Source organism: Burkholderia sp. Bp9031 (genome assembly GCF_003857965.1).
GTDB lineage: Bacteria > Pseudomonadota > Gammaproteobacteria > Burkholderiales > Burkholderiaceae > Burkholderia > Burkholderia ambifaria_A.
Window position 1 is genome coordinate 181504 of sequence record NZ_QTPW01000004.1, and the last position, 17357, is coordinate 198860.

Genomic DNA, 17357 nt, shown 5'->3' on the forward strand with positions numbered 1-17357 from the left:
TGACTGTCAGTTCCGCCGCCCGAGCGCGAACAACGTCCCGGCAATGAGAATGAAGGCGCCGATAATGGCCTTCTGCCAAGTGCTCGGCACGCCGATCAGGATCAGCACGCTATTGATCAGCGTCACGAGCGCGACGCCGAGCAACGTGCCCATCACGGTCCCCGTGCCGCCGGTGATGCGCGCGCCGCCCAGAATCACGGCAGCAATCACATCGAGCTCGGTGCCCACCAGATCGAACGGATTCGCGAGCCGGTTCGTCGACACATGCAGAATGCCGGCCACGCCCGCGAGCATCCCGGTATAGCCGAACACGAACAGTTGGATCGCCCGCGCGTTGTAGCCGAGCCGTTCGGCGATTGGCAAACTGCCGCCGATCGCATACACACCGCGCCCCATCATCGTGCGATTGAGTAGCCACCACGTCAGCACCGCTGTCACGACCAATGCGACGACCGACACCGGCAGCACCGCGCGAAGCCCATCGGCGGTCGTGTAGAAGAACAGCGGCAACTGGCCGAAACGATCCATGCTATGCGGAATGTTCATGAAGAACTGCGTGCCGACGAATGTCAGCAACACGCCGCGAAACAGGTACTGGGTGCCGATCGTGACGATCAGTGAAGGTGCCTTCAGCCGATGCACCAGCATCCCGTTCACGACGCCGAGCAGCGTGCCGCCCACCGCACCGGCAAGCACGATCAGCATGAACGGCGCATCGGGCCACCACGCGAAAACGGCCTTCGTCAGCGAATACATGGTCAGCGCCGCAATCGCGGTGAACGACACATCGATGCCGCCCGACGCGAGCACCACGAGCGTGCCCATCGCGAAGATCGACATGGTGGTCGCCGAATGCAGCAGGTCGAAGAGCGTCGCGTACTGGAAGAAGCGCGGATTGATCGCTCCGACGATCAGACACGTCAGCACGATCAGCGCGACGGTGAACCATTCGGGGTTGCGCATCAGACTCGCGCGCATGTCGAGCTTGCGCAAGCCAGGCGCACTTGCCTCAACTGCGGCGGCCGTCTCGGGATGCGGAGCGGATTGCAAGGATTCGTTCATGAGATTGCTGTTCACGTGGGTCAGGCCGCCTCGGAAAGAAGTGCGTGATACAGACCGGCCTCGTCGAGTTCATCGGCACGATATTCGGCCGCAACGCGACCTTTCTTCATCATCAGGATGCGGTCGCAGTTCTGTAGCAACTCGGGCAGGTCGTCGCTGATCAGAATGATGCCGATACCCTGCTCCGACAAGCGCTGCATGATCCGGTAAATGATGTCCTTCGACCCAACGTCGACGCCGACCGTCGGTCCGTGCAGAATCAGCACGCGCGGATCAATCGCGAGCCAGCGGCCAATCAGCACGCGCTGCTGGTTGCCGCCGGACAGCGACTGCACAGGCTTGTCAATGTCGGGCGTCGCGATCTGAAGATCCCTTACCGTCCGCTCAGCCAGTTCCCGCGCGCGGCGCCGGTCGATCTGCGCGAAGCGGTCGCGCAATGTCGAGATCATCGCGGTGATCACGTTATCGCGGATCGGCTTGTCGAGAAACAGACCTTCGTTGAGGCGATCCTCCGGTACATAGCCGATGCGCTGCACCTTTGCATCGGATGGCGTGCGCAGCCGGACGAGGTCGCCATCGAGCGTCACCGAGCCGGTGTCAGCAGGACTCACGCCTGCCAGCGCCCGTGCCAGTTCGTTGCGGCCCGAGTCGAGCAGGCCGGTCACGCCGAGGATCTCGCCGCGATACAGCGAGAACGACACATCGGCAAACTGGTTGCGGCGGCCGAGCGCCCTGACATCGAGTATCACGTCGTGCGCTTCGGCACCGGCGACCTGGCGATACCGCTCGGTCGACAGATGCTTGCCCGTCATCAGTTCGCTGATCTGTGCTTTCGTGAAGTTGGCGATCGGGCCTTGAGCCATCTTCTGGCCATCGCGCAGCACGATCACCTCGCCGCCGATCGCAAAGCATTCGTCGAGCTTGTGGCTCACGAACAGCACGGCGACTCCCTCCGCGCGCAGCTTCGCGAGCACCGCGATCAGGTTATCGACTTCCTTTTGTGTCAACGACGTGGTCGGCTCGTCCATGATCACGAAGCGCGCTTCGCTTGCGATCGCGCGCGCGATCGCGACCAGCTGGCGTGTCGCGAGCGGCAACTGTTCGATCAATGTACGCTGGAACTCGGCGTCGCCCCGCAGACCGACCGCTGCGAGCGCGCGGGCTGCCGTCTTGGCGAGCACCTTGCGATCAAAGGTCCGCGCAAGCCGGCCGTTATGCTCGGCAAGTTCGACCGTCAAACCGACGTTCTCCGCGACGCTCATGTTGGGCAGCAGCGACAGGTCCTGATAGACCGTCTCGACGCCCGCTGCCAGCGCCTCCAAAGGCGACAGGCGCGCATGCCGCGTGCCTTCGATCACCAGTTCGCCCTGGTCGGGCGGCTGCGCGCCCGAGATGATCTTGATCAGCGTGCTCTTGCCGCAACCGTTCTCGCCGAGCAGATGGTAGATCTGCCCGCGCTCGAACTGCAGACTCACGCCGCGCAGCGCATACACGCCGGTGAAGCGCTTATGGATATCGACGACTTCGAGAAGCGGTGCCTGACTCATGTTCACCTGCAATGTTGAGGGCGGCGTGCGCCGGTGGTCGGCGCACGCCGCCGCACATCAGAACGGATACTGCTTGTAGTTCGTCTTGTCGACGTCGACCCAGCCCGCCCCGCGCACGATGATGCCCTTGCCCGGTCCCTTGCTGACGGTCACCTTGTTATAGCCGACGATGCCCAGGTCCGCGCCGTTCTCCACCGTTTTGCCGGCGACGAGCATCTGCGCGACCTTGTTCATTGCGATGCCGGCGAGCTTCGGATCCCAGAACGCGATGCCGTTGATTGCGCCGCTTTCAAGGAATTTTCCGGCCTCGGTCGGCAGGCCCGTGCCGTACACGCAGATCTTGCCGATCTTGCCCGCCTCTTCGACCGCACGGCCAATGCCGATCACATCCAGCGACGATGAGCCCTGGAAGCCGTTCAGGTCCGGATGCTTACGCAGGACTTCCTTCGCGACCTTGTACGCCTGTTCGCCGTCGTTATTGGTTTCGAGTTTCGGCTCGACGAGGTCCATCTTCGGGTACTTCTGCTTCGCATTGCCGATGCCGCCGTCGGCCCACTGCACCTGCGAACGGCTGCCGAGCGAACCCACCAGCACTGCCCACTTGCCCTTGCGCCCCATGCAGCTCGCCAGACGTTCGTTCAGACCCGCGCCGTACGCGGTGTTGTCGAACGCTTCGATGTCAACCATCGTGTTCTTCTCGTTGTCCGCTTCATGCGTGACGACCTTGATGCCGCGATCCATGGCCTTCTTCAACGCGGGTTCGAGCGTCGGCGGATCGAACGGCACAACGGCGATCGCCGAGACCTTCTTGGCAATCAGGTCTTCGACGATCTTCAGTTGCTGAGCGGCGTCCGCGCGACCGGGCCCCGTCTGATACACGTTGACGGTCGGATTTTCCTTGCCGAACTCCTTCACGCCTTCGTTCATCCGGTTAAACCAGTTGATGCCGGTCACCTTGACGACCGTGACGATCGTCTCGTCAGTCGCGGCTTGCGCCGTAAGGATCGCGCCCGCCGCCACGGCGGCACCTGCGACGGCGATTACAAGTCGATTCAGTTTCATGCGATGTCTCCTGTGTCGTTTGAATGTGCTGCACATGAAAGCAGGGTTGAACCTAACGTCCGGTCGATGCGGGTGGCCGCGGCACGTTGGGCGCCGCTCGTGCGCCGCCAATGCCGAAGATGGTGCGAACCCGTTCGCCACCCGCAAACGCCAGCGAAGCAAGCAGCAGGAAACCCCAGGCGCAATCGCCAAAAAACTGCGAAACGCCCAGCAGATTGAACAGGCTCGACAGGAATTGCAGTGCCGTCGCGGCGAGGAATACGCAGACGATGCGGCCATAGCCGCCCGATGGATTCACGCCGCCCATCACCGCGATCAGGATTGCGATCAACAGATACGAGTTGCCGTAGTCCCACTTTGCGCTCGACGTGTGCGTGGCGCTGATCAGGCCGGCAAGCGACGCCAGCACGCCACACAGGCCATACGTGATGACCAGCATCCGGGTGCGAGGAATGCCCGCGTAGAACGCCGCCTTAGGATTGGTCCCCATCAGGTACAGACGCAGACCGAACGGCATGCGCTTCAGCACCCAGCCAAGCACGAGCACGGTCACCGCGAAAATCGCGAACGAGATCGGAATCTGGAGCCACGTACCGTTGCCGATCGCCGACAACGGATCGACGTACTCAACCCGTACCGACGCGCCGTTGCTCAGCACGACGGCAATACCGGTGAACAGTAGCGACGTACCGAGCGTGCACAGGATCGGCGTCAGGCGCAGGCGTGCGATGACAATCCCGTTCAGCATGCCGCCGAGCACGCCCATCGTCAGCACGATCGCGGTGAACACGGCAGTGTAGAGAGCGGGCGAATCGTCGGCGGAGACCATATGCGGCAACAGCATCGCTGCAACCATTCCCGACAGATTCGCGAGCCCGACGCCCGACAGGTCAATGCCGCCATTGCCCGACACCATCGACAGCATGATGCCGAGCGCGAGCAACCCCAGCTCAGGCAACTGACCACCCATCGATTGCAGGTTGTCAATGTCGACGAACTGCCCGTGCGACAGCACAGTCGCGACGATCACAATCAGCAGGTTCACGCCGACCAGGAAGTTCAGTTGTTTGTCCCTGAACCAGGACGTCATGTTCAGACCATTCATGATTGAGCCGCGAGCGCTGCGTGAGCGCCGAGTACCGCGTTGATCTCGTCGAGCGTCGGCATCGACGGCGCGGTGCCCGCTCGCGTGACCGACAGGCTTGCCAGCGCACAGCCGAAGCGCACCGCATCGAGCGGAGAATCGCCGCGCGACAGCGCCGCGGCCAATCCGCCTGCGAAGCCGTCGCCGGCACCCGCGGTTTCCACGACACGGCCGCAATCGAATGCGGGCACGTGCTCCGAAACCTCACGCGTGTGAAGCAACGCGCCCGCCTTGCCGAGCGTCACGATCACCGCACGCACGCCCTTCGACAGCAGGATATCGGCGGCACGACGGGCATCGTCGACCGTTTCGATCGGCACACCCGTGAGCGCCGTCGCTTCGGTTTCGTTCGGCGTGATGAAGTCGCACAACGGGAACATGTCGTCGTCGAACGGCACGGCCGGCGCGGGGTTGAACACCGTCGTCACGCCGTGGCGGCGCGCGAGTTCGAGACCGCGCTTCGCCGCCGGAACGGGTTGTTCCAGTTGCGTGACGAACACCTTCGCTTTTGCAATGTCCGCCTCCATTGCGTCGACGTCGGCAACGCCCAGTGTGCCCGCAGCGCCAGCAGCAACAATGATCGCGTTGCCGCCTGTGACGTCGTCGACGTAGATATGCGCGGCGCCGGTCGCCATGTCGTCGACGACCGTCGCACGCGCCGTGATGCCTTCGGCGGCCCACGTCGATTGCGCGATTGCACCGAATGCATCGCCGCCGATACGCGTGCAGAACACGACATCCGCGCCGGCTCGTGCGGCAGCCACGGCCTGATTCGATCCCTTGCCGCCCGGGCCCATCGCGAACGAGGTGCCGGCAATCGTTTCGCCGAGCGCCGGCATCCGGCTCGCGCGGAAGCTGAGGTCGGTCACATAGATACCGAGAATGACGACGCTCATTGACAGGCCTCCGCAACGGCAGGCGTATCGGGCGCAAGCTCGACGCCCTTCTTGAAAATGAAGCAGCCATAGCCGCGCGCTTCGCCGGTGGCGATCACGCAGTACGCCTTTTTTGCGCGCTCGTAGAACGCGAAGCGCTCGATCGACGCGAACGGCGTCGACCGTCCTTCCGCGCGATCGACTTCCCGCTGCGCTTCACGCTGCACTGCAGGCAACGCATCGGCATCGCCGACCACTTCCATGCGCTCCGCCGGATGCTCGACGAACGAGTCGAGCGGCAACACCGACAGCACCGCGCGAATGGCGCGTGGCGCGTTCGCGCCGTCGAGCCGCAGCACCTTGCCCAGCACGGTTTGACGGGCGACGGAATCCGCCGGGAAGTTCGCATCGCAGACGACTACTTCGTCGCCGTGGCCCATCGAGCAGAGCGCATACAGCACGTCAGCGTTGAGCAACGGATCGATATTTTTCAGCATGTATCTCCTCCATCTTGCGAGCGCCCGTTGAAGGTCTGATCCCGCGGCCATCAGCGGCGACGATCAGTCGCCGTACGGAATCCAGATGTTCTTGACCTGCACCGCCTGCCGCAGGAACGGCAAGCCTTCCGCGGACGCGTCGTACCAGTCGAACACGCGCCCATGATCGACGAACGTACGCTTCAGATTGCCGACCGATTCACGCTCGACAAGCGTCGAGAGCGCTGCGCCGCCGAAACTCCAGAGCGCGTCGACGTCATCGTGCTGCGCAAGCGTCTTCGCAAGCGCGGCATGTTCGCCGGTGACAATGTTCAATGCCCCCGCCGTCACGTCCGACGTCTCGACGACCTGATAGAAATCCGTCGCCATCAACGGGCAGCGTTCACTCGGCACGACGACTACCCGATTGCCCATCGCAAGCGCCGGTGCAATCAACGACACGAAACCCAGCAACGGTGCTTCGTCCGGACTGATCACGGCGACCACGCCAAGCGGCTCGTTCATGGCGAGTGCGACGCCGCGCAACGGCGGCGAATGGACCGCGCCGTCAAACTTGTCGGCCCATGCGGCATACGTGAACAGCCGCGTGATCGACACCTCGACTTCGCGTTCGGCGGCGGCGGCGTCCAATCCCGCGCGAATCACGAGTTGCCGCCCGAATTCGTCCCCGCGCGCAGACAGGTTTTCAGCGAGGTAATACAGTATCTGAGCGCGGTTGTGCGTGCTGGCCTGCGACCACTTCGTCGCGCCGCGCGCCGCTGCGACCGCATTGCGAATGTCCTTGCGGCTACCGTCTGCCACCTCTCCGACGACTAACCCGGACGGTGCACGCACGACGCGCGAGCTGCCGTTGTCCGCACGCACCTGCTTGCCGCCGATAAACAGCTTCGCGGTCCGATCCATCGCACTAAGATAGACATCGGCTTGCGCGACGGGCTTCACCTCGTGACGTTCGTTCGAGCGCAGCGGCAGATCAGTCCACGCCTGCGGCTCAAGGTACTCGTAAATCCCTTCGCGGCCGCCTTCCCGTCCAAAGCCCGACTCGCGATAACCACCGAAGCCAACACCCGCATCGAACAGGTTCGTCGCGTTGACCCACACGACACCGCATTCAAGACGCGGCGCGATATCGAGCGCGCGGCCAATCGTCTCGCTCCACACACTCGCGGCCAGACCGTAACGTGTATGGTTCGCGAGCGCGACTGCTTCGTCGGGCGTGCGAAAGCTCATCGCGACCAGCACCGGTCCGAATATTTCTTCCTGCGCAAGTGTCGACGCGGGCGCGACTTTGGTGACCAGCGTCGGCGGGAAAAACACGCCGTTGTCAGGCATCCGCAGATTCGCAGGCTGGTAGACCTCGCACCCCTCCATCTCGCCTTGTGCGACGAGCGACCTGATACGCTCCAGCTGCACCTCGTCAACGATGGCACCCATGTCGATGCTCTTGTCCAGCGAATGGCCGACCCGCAGCGTCTCCATCCGGCGCTTCAGTTTTTCGATGAAGCGCGCTTCGACACCTTCCTGCACCAGGAGACGAGAACCCGCGCAGCAGACTTGCCCCTGATTGAACCAGATCGCGTCGACCACGCCTTCGACCGCGCCATCCAGATCGGCATCATCGAAGACGATGAACGGCGACTTGCCGCCGAGTTCGAGCGTGAGCGACTTTCCCGAGCCTGCGGTCGCGGCGCGGATCTGCCGGCCGACACTGGTCGATCCAGTGAATGCAATCTTCGCCACCTGCGGATGTTCGACCAGCGCCGCGCCGGTACGGCCGTCTCCCGTGACGACGTTGAGCACGCCCGCAGGCAGCCCCGCGCGATGGGCGAGTTCCGCGAACAGGAGTGCCGTCAGCGGCGTAAATTCAGCGGGCTTCAGCACCACGCAATTGCCGGTTGCCAGTGCTGGCGCGATCTTCCACGCCAGCATCAGCAGCGGAAAATTCCAAGGCACGATCTGCCCGATGACGCCTAGCGGTTGCCAACCCGATAGTTCGCTTTCCTGGAGTTGTGCCCACCCTGCGTGATGCAGAAAGTGCCGCGCGACAAGCGGAATGTCGATGTCGCGCGTCTCGCGGATCGGCTTGCCGTTGTCCAGCGATTCGAGCACGGCGAAGAGCCGGCTATGCCGCTGCACCATCCGGGCAAGTGCATACAGATGCCGCGCACGGCCCGCGCCGCCCAATGCCTGCCAGCCAGGCTGCGCATTGCGTGCGGCGACGACCGCTGCATTCACATCGGCCTTGTCGCCTTGCGCGATGTTTGCGAGCACCCGGCCCGTCGCCGGCTCGCGGGATTCGAATGTTTCGGCACCGTCGCCGGACGTCGGCACGCGAAAAGCACCATCGATAAAATGGCCAAAGACGTTCTCATGCTCAGCGAGCCACGCGCGCGCGGCTTTGTCGTCTTCCGGGGCGGGTCCGTATTCCATCGAAGAAAAGTATTCAGCTACGCTCATGTGGGGTCTTCGTTGTGCGAGATCACGCGAGAGCGTGACGATGGAAGGCGGAATAGCGGCCGGTCACGTGATGCTCGAGTTGCCGCTCGATATCGGCCAGCAGGCTCGATGCACCGATGCGAAACAGATCGGGTTCGAGCCACTGCCTTCCTAGTTCTTCTTTCATCAGGATCTGGTATTCCAGCACCGACTTCGCGGTCGACACGCCGCCGGCCGGCTTGAAGCCGATTTCAATGCCGGTGCGCTCGAAGTATTCGCGGATCATGCGCACCATCACGAGCGACACGGCGAGCGTCGCGTTGACACCTTCCTTGCCAGTCGACGTCTTGATGAAATCGGCGCCAGCCATCATGCAGACCATCGACGCCTTCGCGATGTTCGACAGCGTGTTGATGTCGCCAGTGGCGAGAATCGCCTTTACGTGAGCGTCGCCACACGCAGCGCGGAAGTCGCGCATCTCGTTGTACAGCGCTTGCCAATTGCCGGTCAGCACGTGTTCGCGCGTCACCACGATATCGATCTCGGCGGCGCCATCCGCCACGGACGCTTCGATCTCTTTCAGCTTCAGCGGATGCGGAATCAGTCCGGCAGGAAAACCGGTGGACACTGCCGCGACCGGAATGCTGCTGCCCGCCAGCGCCGCGACCGCAGTGCCAACAAAGCGGTGATACACGCAGACCGCGCCGGTTGTGATGGACTGCGCCGGCATGCCAAGCGCTTCGAGCAGATCGTCACGCACCGGGCGGCGAGCCTTTGCACACAAACGTTCGACGCGACCCGCGGTGTCGTCCCCAGAGAGCGTGGTCAGATCGATGCACGTAATGGCTTTGAGTAGCCACGCGGCCTGTGCATCTTTTTTGACCGAACGGCGCGTGCCGAGCGTCGCGACACGCTGCTCGACCGCCGACCTGTTCACACGCAGCGAATCGAGCCACGCCAGATCGAAGGGAACGCCAGGATTGCGGGCGCGGGCGCTTGACGCATACGCGTAACCCGGCCAGGCGATGACGGAATGAGATGCTTCATCGAACATAGGTAGGCTCGTTGTTGTGTGATGCACAACATCATCCGATAACTTGAGATCATCGTATCACGCGGATGTTACGATCATGACATAGGGAAAACCTCCATTGGTCGGCTGGGTGCTGTCACGTTGAGGAAGTGGCCGGGTAAGACGTAGTGATGAAGAAGACCAAATCGCTTTATCACGACCGCCGGCTTCCGGCGGCGGTCATCAGCCACGCGGTTCGGTGGTATTTCCGGTTCCACCTGAGCCTGCGCGACATTGAGGAATTGCTGTTCGAGCGCGGTGTGGTCGTGAACGATGAATCCGTCGCTGGTGCGACAAATTCGGCGCGGGCTTTGCCCGTCGTGTCAAAGCGGTGCGGCGCAAGCCGGGTAGCACCTGGCGTCTCGATGAGAGGTTTGTGACGCTGCGCGGCGCGAAGATCGTCGGAGAGAATCCGGTGTCGAGTTGATGATTGCCGTGCAGATCGCAATCCGACGAGATGTCGAGCAACTGCCGGCGCTGCCGTTCACGCCGCGCGAGGATGGGATCAATCAGATCCCCTGACCATGTCACGGGAAGTCGAGGCCAGCCGCCGTGCCTCTCCGAGCGAAACGCGCGATACAGGTCCGAGGCCCATTTCCCGTGCACATCCGTTGAGCCTGAAGCGGAACACCCGGGAATGCGCGCCACTGTCCGCGATCTGCATGTAGAGACCACCACCGTCGGCGTAATGGCCCGGAGTCACCTCCTTGGCAACCCGCAACGCACCGAGCCAGTGTAATTGTCGTCCTGACATGACTCCCTCCTACCCGCTTACCCATCTTCCTGCCCATACATCGGGCAGAAATTGTGCGGAAACCTGGCGGAAGCAGCAAGCACGTCGCCACCCATAAACCGATTTGAAATCAGCGACTTAAAGGACGCCTTCGGAAGCTGCTGGAATGCCCGGGAAGCCTTGCCGGGCGGAAGGCAGCCGATGCCAACCATCGCTCGCTCAGGGCCGCCAGGTAAGACTCCCTCGATCGCAGAGGGCTTCCTACCCACGATCCTACCCATATTCGGCGCGGCGGCAATCCAACTCATACTAAAGTGCGCCAAGGCCAAGCTCTTCCGATTCATACTTGGCGGATCGGATCGCCTCATAGAAGCTCGATTCGATCGCGACTTCCTTCCGGTCGACATGAACAACCCACGCGTTGAACATGAAGCGCCAGCGGATGCGCCGTTCTTCGAGCATCGCCGCAAACCATCTCCATACCGAAGCATCGTCCGCGTTCGCGGTTGCAGCGGCAACCATCCGTGCCTCGCAGATTGCCTCCCGGCCCAGTGAAGGATCGCATATCGAAATCATGATGTCAGATGATTTTTCGCTCGTGCAATGCGTCGATCTCGTCGTGACTCAGTCCCAGCCATGCGCCCAGGATCTCATCGGTCTGTTCGCCGAGCCGCGGCGGCGGACGAAGATACTGGACCGGCGAATCGGACATTCGGATCGGATTTGCCACGAGCGGCACGCTGCCGGCCGATGCATGCGGCATCTCGATACGAATGCCGCGCGCCTTGACCTGTTCGTCCACGAATACCCGGTCGAGCCCATTGATCGGCCCGCACGGCACGCCCGCCTCCTCCATCGCGATGACCCACTCGTCGGTCGACCGGCACGTGGTCACTGCGCCAATCAGCGCGACCAGTTCGTCGCGATGCTGTACGCGTAAAGGATTCGTCGAGAAACGTGCATCGCTCGCCCATTGCGGCTGACCGAGCACCGCACAGAGGCTGGTGAACTGGCTGTCATTGCCGACCGCGATGATCATGTGGCCATCGGCCGTCGGAAAGTCCTGGTATGGCACGATGTTCGGATGTGCGTTTCCCATCCGCCGCGGCACGATGCCGCCGACCAGGTAATTGGCGGCCTGGTTTGCGAGCGCGGCGATCTGCACGTCGAGCAGCGCCAGATCGATGTGTTGTCCGCGCCCCGTGCGCTCACGATGGGCAACGGCGGCCAGCACGGCAACGGTCGCATACAGCCCCGTCATCACGTCGGTCAGCGCGACGCCGACCTTCACCGGGCCGGCACCTTCCGTGCCGTCGGCGCGCCCCGTCACGCTCATCAGGCCGCCCATCCCTTGTATCAGGAAGTCGTAACCGGCACGTGACGCATACGGGCCCGTCTGCCCGAACCCGGTAATCGAGCAGTAGATCAGGCGCGGGTTCTCGGCGCTGAGCGTCGCGTAATCCAGCCCGTACTGGGCAAGGCCACCGGCCTTGAAATTCTCGAGCACGATATCGGCCTGCTGCGCGAGTTGCCGAACCAGCGACTGACCGTCCGGCCGGCTCAGATCGACCGCGATCGAGCGTTTGTTGCGATTGGCGCTCAGGTAGTACGCCGATTCGCCCGTCGACTGTCCGTCTTCATCGAGGAGCCACGGCGGGCCCCACGCCCGCGTGTCGTCGCCCGTCCGCGGCCGCTCGACCTTGACGACATCGGCGCCGAGATCGGCGAGAAGCTGGCCGGCCCACGGTCCGGCCAGCACCCGCGACAGATCGAGTACGCGGAGGCCGGCCAATGCGCCTTGCTGTGCGATCGTTTCCATGGCGGCTCAGAATGCGGCAATGCCGGTGATCGCCCGGCCGAGGATCAGCGCATGAATGTCGCGCGTACCCTCATACGTGTTGACGACTTCGAGGTTCACGAGGTGCCGTGCGATGCCGAATTCGTCGCTGATCCCGTTTCCGCCCAGCATGTCCCGCGCGACCCGCGCAATGTCGAGCGCCTTGCCGCATGAGTTCCGCTTCATGATCGACGTGATCTCGACGGCCGCCGTGCCTTCGTCCTTCATCCGGCCGAGCCTCAGGCAGCCTTGCAGGCCGAGCGTGATCTCGGTCTGCATGTCCGCAAGCTTCTTCTGGATCAGCTGGTTCGCGGCAAGCGGCCGGCCGAACTGCTTGCGATCGAGCACGTACTGCCGAGCGCGATGCCAGCAATCCTCGGCAGCGCCGAGCGCACCCCACGCGATACAGTAGCGCGCGCTGTTCAGGCAGGTGAACGGCCCCTTGAGGCCGCGGACTTCCGGAAACGCGTTCTCCTCCGGACAGAACACGTCGTCCATCACGATCTCGCCGGTGATCGACGCACGCAGCCCGACCTTGCCGTGAATCGCCGGCGCCGACAAACCCTTCCAGCCCTTCTCCAGCACGAAGCCACGGATCGCGCCCTCGTCGTCCTTCGCCCAGACGACGAACACGTCCGCGATCGGGCTGTTCGTGATCCACATCTTGCTGCCCGTCAGGCGATAGCCGCCGTCGACCTTCCGCGCGCGCGCCGCCATGCCGCCCGGATCGGAACCGTGATTCGGCTCGGTCAGGCCGAAGCAGCCGAGCAGTTCCCCCGATGCCAGCTTGGGCAAGTATTTCTGGCGTGTCGCTTCATGACCGAATGCATGGATCGGCACCATCACGAGGGACGATTGCACGCTCATCATCGAGCGATAGCCGGAATCCACACGTTCGACCTCGCGCGCGACGAGGCCATAGCTGACGTAGTTGCTGCCCGCGCCGCCATAGGTGTCCGGAATCGTGATGCCGAGCAGGCCAAGCTCGCCCAATTCGCGAAAGATCGCCCGATCGGTCTCCTCGCGACGAAACGCATCCAGAACGCGCGGTGCCAGCCGCTCCTGACAGTACGCGTGCGCGGAATCGCGCACCATGCGTTCGTCCTCGCCAAGCTGCTGGTCCATCAGCAGCGGGTCGTCCCACTGAAACGAAATCGATTTGTGTTCATTAGTCATTTGTTGATCGCCAGCGTGAAGGTGTTACGCCAACGTTATTCGCCACGTACCGTCAAAACAAACGATTTGTTCTCACCAACATGTGCAAAAATATCACTCGTCGATCTCGCCACTCACCTGGACACGCATCATGCGCCGCACGATCCCCTCCACAACGGCCTTGTCCGCATTCGAGTCCGCCGCTCGCCACCAGAGCTTCACGAAAGCGGCGGACGAACTCGCCGTCACGCAAAGTGCGATCTGTCGTCAGATCGGTGTGCTCGAGGCATTTCTTGGCGTGAAGCTGTTTCGGCGCACCCGGCGCGGCGTGACACTGACCGAAGCCGGTGCGGCGTACAGCCGCCGTGTGGCATCGAGACTCGATCAGATCGAATACGACGCGCTGGAGATGATGGCGACGGGCGGCAAAGGCGGTACCCTGGAGCTCGCGGCCGTGCCGACCTTCGCAACCCGTTGGCTGCTGCCGCGCATGCCGGCGTTCATCGATACGCATCCGGACATCACCGTCAATCTGACCGCCATGCCGCGTCCGTTCATGTTCGATGCGACAGGGTTCGACGCGTCGCTCCACGCAGGCCCCGCGCCGTGGCCCGGTACGGCCGGCGATTTGCTGATGCAGGAAAGCGTGATCGCGGTCGCCAGCCCGAAACTGGTCGCGTCGCGCATCCAGCCGACTCGGGCGGATTGGCGGCGCTATCGGTTACTTCAGCAAAGTACGCGACCGTACGCATGGCGCGAGTGGTTCGCGGCGCAAGGACTCGAAATGGAAGGCGACCTGTCCGGACCGCGGTATGAATTGTTCTCGATGCTGGCCGAAGCGGCATCGAGCGGAATCGGAATCGCACTGATTCCTCGACTGCTCGTCGAAGACGAACTATCGCGCGGGACGCTGGTGCAGGTCGGTCGCTACGAACATCCGACCGGGAAGTCGTACTTCCTGATCTACCCGGAAGCCAAGACGGAAAGCTCGATGCTGGCTGCGTTTCGGGAATGGCTGAGCGGCGAAGCGCGACGATACAACGAGAACATTGCGCACATGGCTCAATCACGCGGCGCGCGACATCACCGGCCCGCACCGTGACTGCATCTGATCGAAACGGCGTTTCGCGAGTGTGCGCGTCCACTGAAGCGCATGGGTGACTGACCGGCTTCGCCGCCGCACCCGGCACGGAATTCGCTACACGCTACTATTCTTACTGTGTCAATAAATCAGCATTGGATGCTGAACAAAACGGACATCGCTCGAGCCGGCGCGTGATGTATGCAGCGATACGCCAGCGCAGCGTGGTGATGGAATCAGCCACGTGGCGCTGCATGCGCTGGGGACCCGCGTGGCACGTAATCCGAGGGTAAGGCAAATGGGTCGCGGATCGCGGAGTTTTTTTTACTGTCGCCTTGAATGAGGCGTTGAGCAACAAGAAACCCATAGGCAGCAATACACAACGATGCATGGTGATGGAATCCACGCCAGCCACGTCCTTCGAAGTGTCCCAGGCCGAACTCCTGCTTGAGATCCTGATAGTCCCGCTCGATACGCCAGCGCATCTTGGCGACATGAACCAGTCGTTCGAGCGGCGTGTCTGGGGGCAAAGTCGAAAGCCAGTACTTGAGTGGCTCCGCATCACCTTCGGGCCATTCGATCAGTAGCCATTCCTCATCGCGCAGTGTGGAGCGCCAGTAATCGCGGTGTGAAGCACGCACGCGCACGGCAGCAAAGCGCGAACTGAGCGCGGCGCACGTACCGTCGCGCCATATCACGTTGCGATAGCGCGAGGCATCAAGCGTCGAGGCCAGATCCTTGACTCCGATCGGCTCATGCCCCGGTGCGCGCCGTAACAAGCTGCGTGGCCGGCCCGATTTCCCCGCGGCGGGCTCGGGCGGTAGAGGAGCCGTGCCCGGCGCCCAGACGCGCGTGTTCGAGCGAATGCCCACCGCATACTGCAGCCCGAGCTCGCTGACGGCCTCCCGAAATGAAGTGTCGTCTCCATAGCCCGCATCGGCCAACACGATACCGTCGGGCGCGCCGCTTTGCCGTGCGTCGCGCAACTGCCCGGTCGCAATCTCTGGTTTGGTTGCAAACTCGATTTCCTCGGGCACGCCGGCTTTCTGTCGTCGCACGGCATCGTCGCTCCATTCACGCGGCAGATACAGTCGATACGACACCGGTAGGCTCGCGTCTTCCGTCGCCACCGACAGGCTCACCGCAACCTGGCAGTTGTCCTGCTTGCCCAGCTGACCGCAGTATTGCCGTGCCACGCCGACCGAATGCTTACCCTTCTTGGGAAATCCCGTGTCGTCGATAATCCAGTACAACCCGCCAGCCGGGTCCATGTGCGGCAGCACCCAGCGCCTCACCTGCTCGAGCAGCGCCGTATCGGACCATTCCGACTTCGCCACGAAATGATGTAGCGACTGGTGCCGCGCGCTCACATGCTCCGGTTCCAGATGTGCCGCCAGCGGCTCGACGCTCTTGCGCCGAATTGGCAGCATCAGCCCTTGGCAATAGCCTCTCAATCCTGACTCGCGGTCGCTATGCCCAAGCGCTTCACACAAATGTTCCAGATACGCCTCGAATGACGTCTCCCAGTCCATCATTCCTCACGTCATGGATGAAGAAGTTCCTATAATGGCATGAATTTATTGACACAGTAAGACTATCGCGATGGTGTCGATCGCATGAGCAAGCGCGGCCCGGATAACCGATCGCCGCGCGGATGACCTACAGAATCTCGCATGCCTCGTCGAAATCGAGCCGCGGGCTGCGGGGAAACAGTCCGCCCGAATCGCCATACCCGAGGCAGCAAAGAAAGTTCACGCGCAATGCCGTGCCTTCGAAGAACAACTGATCGACTCTGGCCGCGTCGAATCCAGAAAGCGGCCCGCAGTCGAGACCAAGCGTGCGCGCCGCCATGATGAAATAGCCACCCTGCAGCGAGCTGTTGCGAAAGCATGTATCTCGTGCCAGTTCCGGTTGCTCGATGAACATCTTCCCTGCACCCGGCCGATGCGGAAACAGCTTGTCGAGCTGCGTATAGAACGCCACATCCTGCGCAATGATCGCAACGACCGGCGCGGTACGCACTTTCTCGGCGTTCCCCGTAAAAACAGCCGACAACAACTTTTCGCGCGCCGGCAGCGACCGCACGAACACGACGCGCATCGGCGAGCAGTTCATGCTCGTCGGGCCCCATCGGGTCAGTTCGTACAGGTCACGCAGCACCGCATCGGGCACCACTCGGTCCAACCACGCGTTCTGGCTGCGTGCGTCGGTAAATAGCTGCTGGCGCGCGCGGGTATCGAGCGGCTCGCTCATTCCTTTTTCCTCCAGATCGACCATCGAAAGACCATGCGTGCGCATCATGTGCGCGTCGCACCGACCATGAAAAACGCCACGGTCGCCGGGCTGTTCCCCTTGTTGCGCCATGCGTGGCGCGTGCCGTTCTGCACGACGACATCCATCGGCCCGAGCCGCGTCGCCTGCCCGTCGTCGAGTTCCAGCCAGATCTCGCCCGACAGCACGATCGCATAGTCGACCGTTTCGGTCGCATGCATGCCTGGATGGTCAGGCTCGAACGTCGCTGCGAGATCCGGCATGCGCGCGACACATTCGTTTGCCGCCGCTGCGGGATCGAACTGTGGAGCCGCCATGACCTGATCCGGCGGAAAGGTTACGACCAGGAGACTGGTCGCGCCGGCCGGCGGAATCAGGGTGTCTTTTCCGATCGTCGGATCGGCCGCCGTCGCCAGCGACGGAGAAGCCGCAGTCGTCCACACCTGCGCGAATGCATGCCCGGGAATGGAGTCGAACAGAACAGTTCGGGGTGTCGGGCCATCGGAAACCACGACGGACCGGCCGTGCGGATTGCGGCCGGTCACCACGCGTCGAATGTGCATGAGTTGCCTCGCTGAAAGGAAA

General features: G+C 62.7%; 16 protein-coding genes and 1 pseudogene. 2 read left to right on the plus strand and 15 right to left on the minus strand.

Features of this window, described 5'->3' with window-relative positions; translation table 11 throughout:
* Positions 1-6: 6 nt before the first annotated feature.
* The 8 genes from DIE15_RS07495 to deoC all read right to left on the minus strand — a co-directional run bounded on the left by DIE15_RS07495 (position 7) and on the right by deoC (position 9677).
* Positions 7-1062, minus strand: a complete 1056-nt coding sequence (locus DIE15_RS07495; RefSeq protein WP_057924137.1) for an ABC transporter permease — start codon at positions 1060-1062, stop codon at positions 7-9.
* A 20-nt stretch (positions 1063-1082) separates the two neighbouring features.
* On the minus strand, positions 1083-2609 hold the full coding sequence (locus DIE15_RS07500; protein WP_175825355.1) for a sugar ABC transporter ATP-binding protein: 1527 nt from the start codon (positions 2607-2609) through the stop codon (positions 1083-1085).
* Positions 2610-2666: 57 nt separating this feature from the next.
* The gene (locus DIE15_RS07505) at positions 2667-3671 is read right to left on the minus strand and encodes a substrate-binding domain-containing protein (RefSeq protein ID WP_057923904.1); all 1005 of its coding nucleotides are present in this window, start codon (positions 3669-3671) and stop codon (positions 2667-2669) included.
* Positions 3672-3723: 52 nt separating this feature from the next.
* Positions 3724-4776: an ABC transporter permease gene (locus DIE15_RS07510; protein WP_173938471.1), complete on the minus strand. Its 1053-nt coding sequence runs from the start codon at positions 4774-4776 to the stop codon at positions 3724-3726.
* The gene (rbsK, locus tag DIE15_RS07515; protein WP_124832814.1) at positions 4773-5711 is read right to left on the minus strand and encodes a ribokinase; all 939 of its coding nucleotides are present in this window, start codon (positions 5709-5711) and stop codon (positions 4773-4775) included. The genes DIE15_RS07510 and rbsK overlap by 4 nt, the downstream gene beginning before the upstream one ends.
* Positions 5708-6187, minus strand: a complete 480-nt coding sequence (locus DIE15_RS07520) for an RbsD/FucU family protein (protein ID WP_057923907.1) — start codon at positions 6185-6187, stop codon at positions 5708-5710. The genes rbsK and DIE15_RS07520 overlap by 4 nt, the downstream gene beginning before the upstream one ends.
* Positions 6188-6250: 63 nt before the next feature.
* On the minus strand, positions 6251-8644 hold the full coding sequence (locus DIE15_RS07525; protein ID WP_124832815.1) for an aldehyde dehydrogenase family protein: 2394 nt from the start codon (positions 8642-8644) through the stop codon (positions 6251-6253).
* Between the two features lie 22 nt (positions 8645-8666).
* The gene (gene deoC / locus DIE15_RS07530; protein ID WP_124832816.1) at positions 8667-9677 is read right to left on the minus strand and encodes a deoxyribose-phosphate aldolase; all 1011 of its coding nucleotides are present in this window, start codon (positions 9675-9677) and stop codon (positions 8667-8669) included.
* Between the two features lie 149 nt (positions 9678-9826).
* Between deoC and DIE15_RS37535 the strand changes: the two are divergent.
* Positions 9827-9964 (plus strand): annotated as a pseudogene (locus tag DIE15_RS37535) (IS6 family transposase); the annotation flags it as partial.
* A 236-nt stretch (positions 9965-10200) separates the two neighbouring features.
* Here the strand turns inward: DIE15_RS37535 and DIE15_RS38125 are convergent.
* The 4 genes from DIE15_RS38125 to DIE15_RS07555 form a co-directional block, all read right to left on the minus strand.
* Positions 10201-10449: an Arm DNA-binding domain-containing protein gene (locus DIE15_RS38125; protein WP_242431724.1), complete on the minus strand. Its 249-nt coding sequence runs from the start codon at positions 10447-10449 to the stop codon at positions 10201-10203.
* Between the two features lie 288 nt (positions 10450-10737).
* Entirely contained in the window at positions 10738-11004 is a 267-nt protein-coding gene (locus DIE15_RS07545) for a hypothetical protein (protein WP_124832817.1), read from the minus strand.
* A 4-nt stretch (positions 11005-11008) separates the two neighbouring features.
* On the minus strand, positions 11009-12247 hold the full coding sequence (locus tag DIE15_RS07550; RefSeq protein WP_124832818.1) for a CaiB/BaiF CoA-transferase family protein: 1239 nt from the start codon (positions 12245-12247) through the stop codon (positions 11009-11011).
* 6 nt (positions 12248-12253) lie between these two features.
* Entirely contained in the window at positions 12254-13441 is a 1188-nt protein-coding gene (locus DIE15_RS07555; protein ID WP_124832819.1) for an acyl-CoA dehydrogenase, read from the minus strand.
* 130 nt (positions 13442-13571) lie between these two features.
* On the opposite strand from DIE15_RS07555, the gene DIE15_RS07560 reads away from it, so the two are divergent.
* Complete coding sequence (locus DIE15_RS07560) at positions 13572-14522, plus strand: LysR substrate-binding domain-containing protein (RefSeq protein WP_124832820.1); 951 nt, start codon at positions 13572-13574, stop codon at positions 14520-14522.
* A gap of 215 nt (positions 14523-14737) precedes the next feature.
* Here DIE15_RS07560 and DIE15_RS07565 read toward each other — a convergent pair whose 3' ends face one another.
* The 3 genes from DIE15_RS07565 to DIE15_RS07575 all read right to left on the minus strand — a co-directional run bounded on the left by DIE15_RS07565 (position 14738) and on the right by DIE15_RS07575 (position 17320).
* Positions 14738-16033, minus strand: coding sequence for an IS701 family transposase (locus tag DIE15_RS07565; RefSeq protein WP_124832890.1), 1296 nt, complete (start codon positions 16031-16033; stop codon positions 14738-14740).
* Between the two features lie 127 nt (positions 16034-16160).
* A complete protein-coding gene (locus tag DIE15_RS07570) occupies positions 16161-16754 on the minus strand; it encodes a malonic semialdehyde reductase (RefSeq protein WP_124832821.1) in 594 nt (197 codons plus the stop codon).
* Positions 16755-16798: 44 nt separating this feature from the next.
* Positions 16799-17320, minus strand: a complete 522-nt coding sequence (locus DIE15_RS07575) for a cupin domain-containing protein (protein ID WP_260428195.1) — start codon at positions 17318-17320, stop codon at positions 16799-16801.
* Positions 17321-17357: the final 37 nt, after the last annotated feature.

What these genes read in the sequence shown, in the direction of transcription:
- DIE15_RS38125 (WP_242431724.1), bottom strand. Translation starts at nt 10,449, where the DNA reads ATGTCAGGACGACAATTACACTGGCTCGGTGCGTTGCGGGTTGCCAAG.
- rbsK (WP_124832814.1), bottom strand. Translation starts at nt 5,711, where the DNA reads ATGAGCGTCGTCATTCTCGGTATCTATGTGACCGACCTCAGCTTCCGC.
- DIE15_RS07525 (WP_124832815.1), bottom strand. Translation starts at nt 8,644, where the DNA reads ATGAGCGTAGCTGAATACTTTTCTTCGATGGAATACGGACCCGCCCCG.
- DIE15_RS07570 (WP_124832821.1), bottom strand. Translation starts at nt 16,754, where the DNA reads ATGAGCGAGCCGCTCGATACCCGCGCGCGCCAGCAGCTATTTACCGAC.
- DIE15_RS07495 (WP_057924137.1), bottom strand. Translation starts at nt 1,062, where the DNA reads ATGAACGAATCCTTGCAATCCGCTCCGCATCCCGAGACGGCCGCCGCA.
- DIE15_RS07565 (WP_124832890.1), bottom strand. Translation starts at nt 16,033, where the DNA reads ATGGACTGGGAGACGTCATTCGAGGCGTATCTGGAACATTTGTGTGAA.
- DIE15_RS07500 (WP_175825355.1), bottom strand. Translation starts at nt 2,609, where the DNA reads ATGAGTCAGGCACCGCTTCTCGAAGTCGTCGATATCCATAAGCGCTTC.
- DIE15_RS07560 (WP_124832820.1), top strand. Translation starts at nt 13,572, where the DNA reads ATGCGCCGCACGATCCCCTCCACAACGGCCTTGTCCGCATTCGAGTCC.
- DIE15_RS07545 (WP_124832817.1), bottom strand. Translation starts at nt 11,004, where the DNA reads ATGATTTCGATATGCGATCCTTCACTGGGCCGGGAGGCAATCTGCGAG.
- DIE15_RS07555 (WP_124832819.1), bottom strand. Translation starts at nt 13,441, where the DNA reads ATGACTAATGAACACAAATCGATTTCGTTTCAGTGGGACGACCCGCTG.
- DIE15_RS07505 (WP_057923904.1), bottom strand. Translation starts at nt 3,671, where the DNA reads ATGAAACTGAATCGACTTGTAATCGCCGTCGCAGGTGCCGCCGTGGCG.
- deoC (WP_124832816.1), bottom strand. Translation starts at nt 9,677, where the DNA reads ATGTTCGATGAAGCATCTCATTCCGTCATCGCCTGGCCGGGTTACGCG.
- DIE15_RS07520 (WP_057923907.1), bottom strand. Translation starts at nt 6,187, where the DNA reads ATGCTGAAAAATATCGATCCGTTGCTCAACGCTGACGTGCTGTATGCG.
- DIE15_RS07510 (WP_173938471.1), bottom strand. Translation starts at nt 4,776, where the DNA reads ATGAATGGTCTGAACATGACGTCCTGGTTCAGGGACAAACAACTGAAC.
- DIE15_RS07550 (WP_124832818.1), bottom strand. Translation starts at nt 12,247, where the DNA reads ATGGAAACGATCGCACAGCAAGGCGCATTGGCCGGCCTCCGCGTACTC.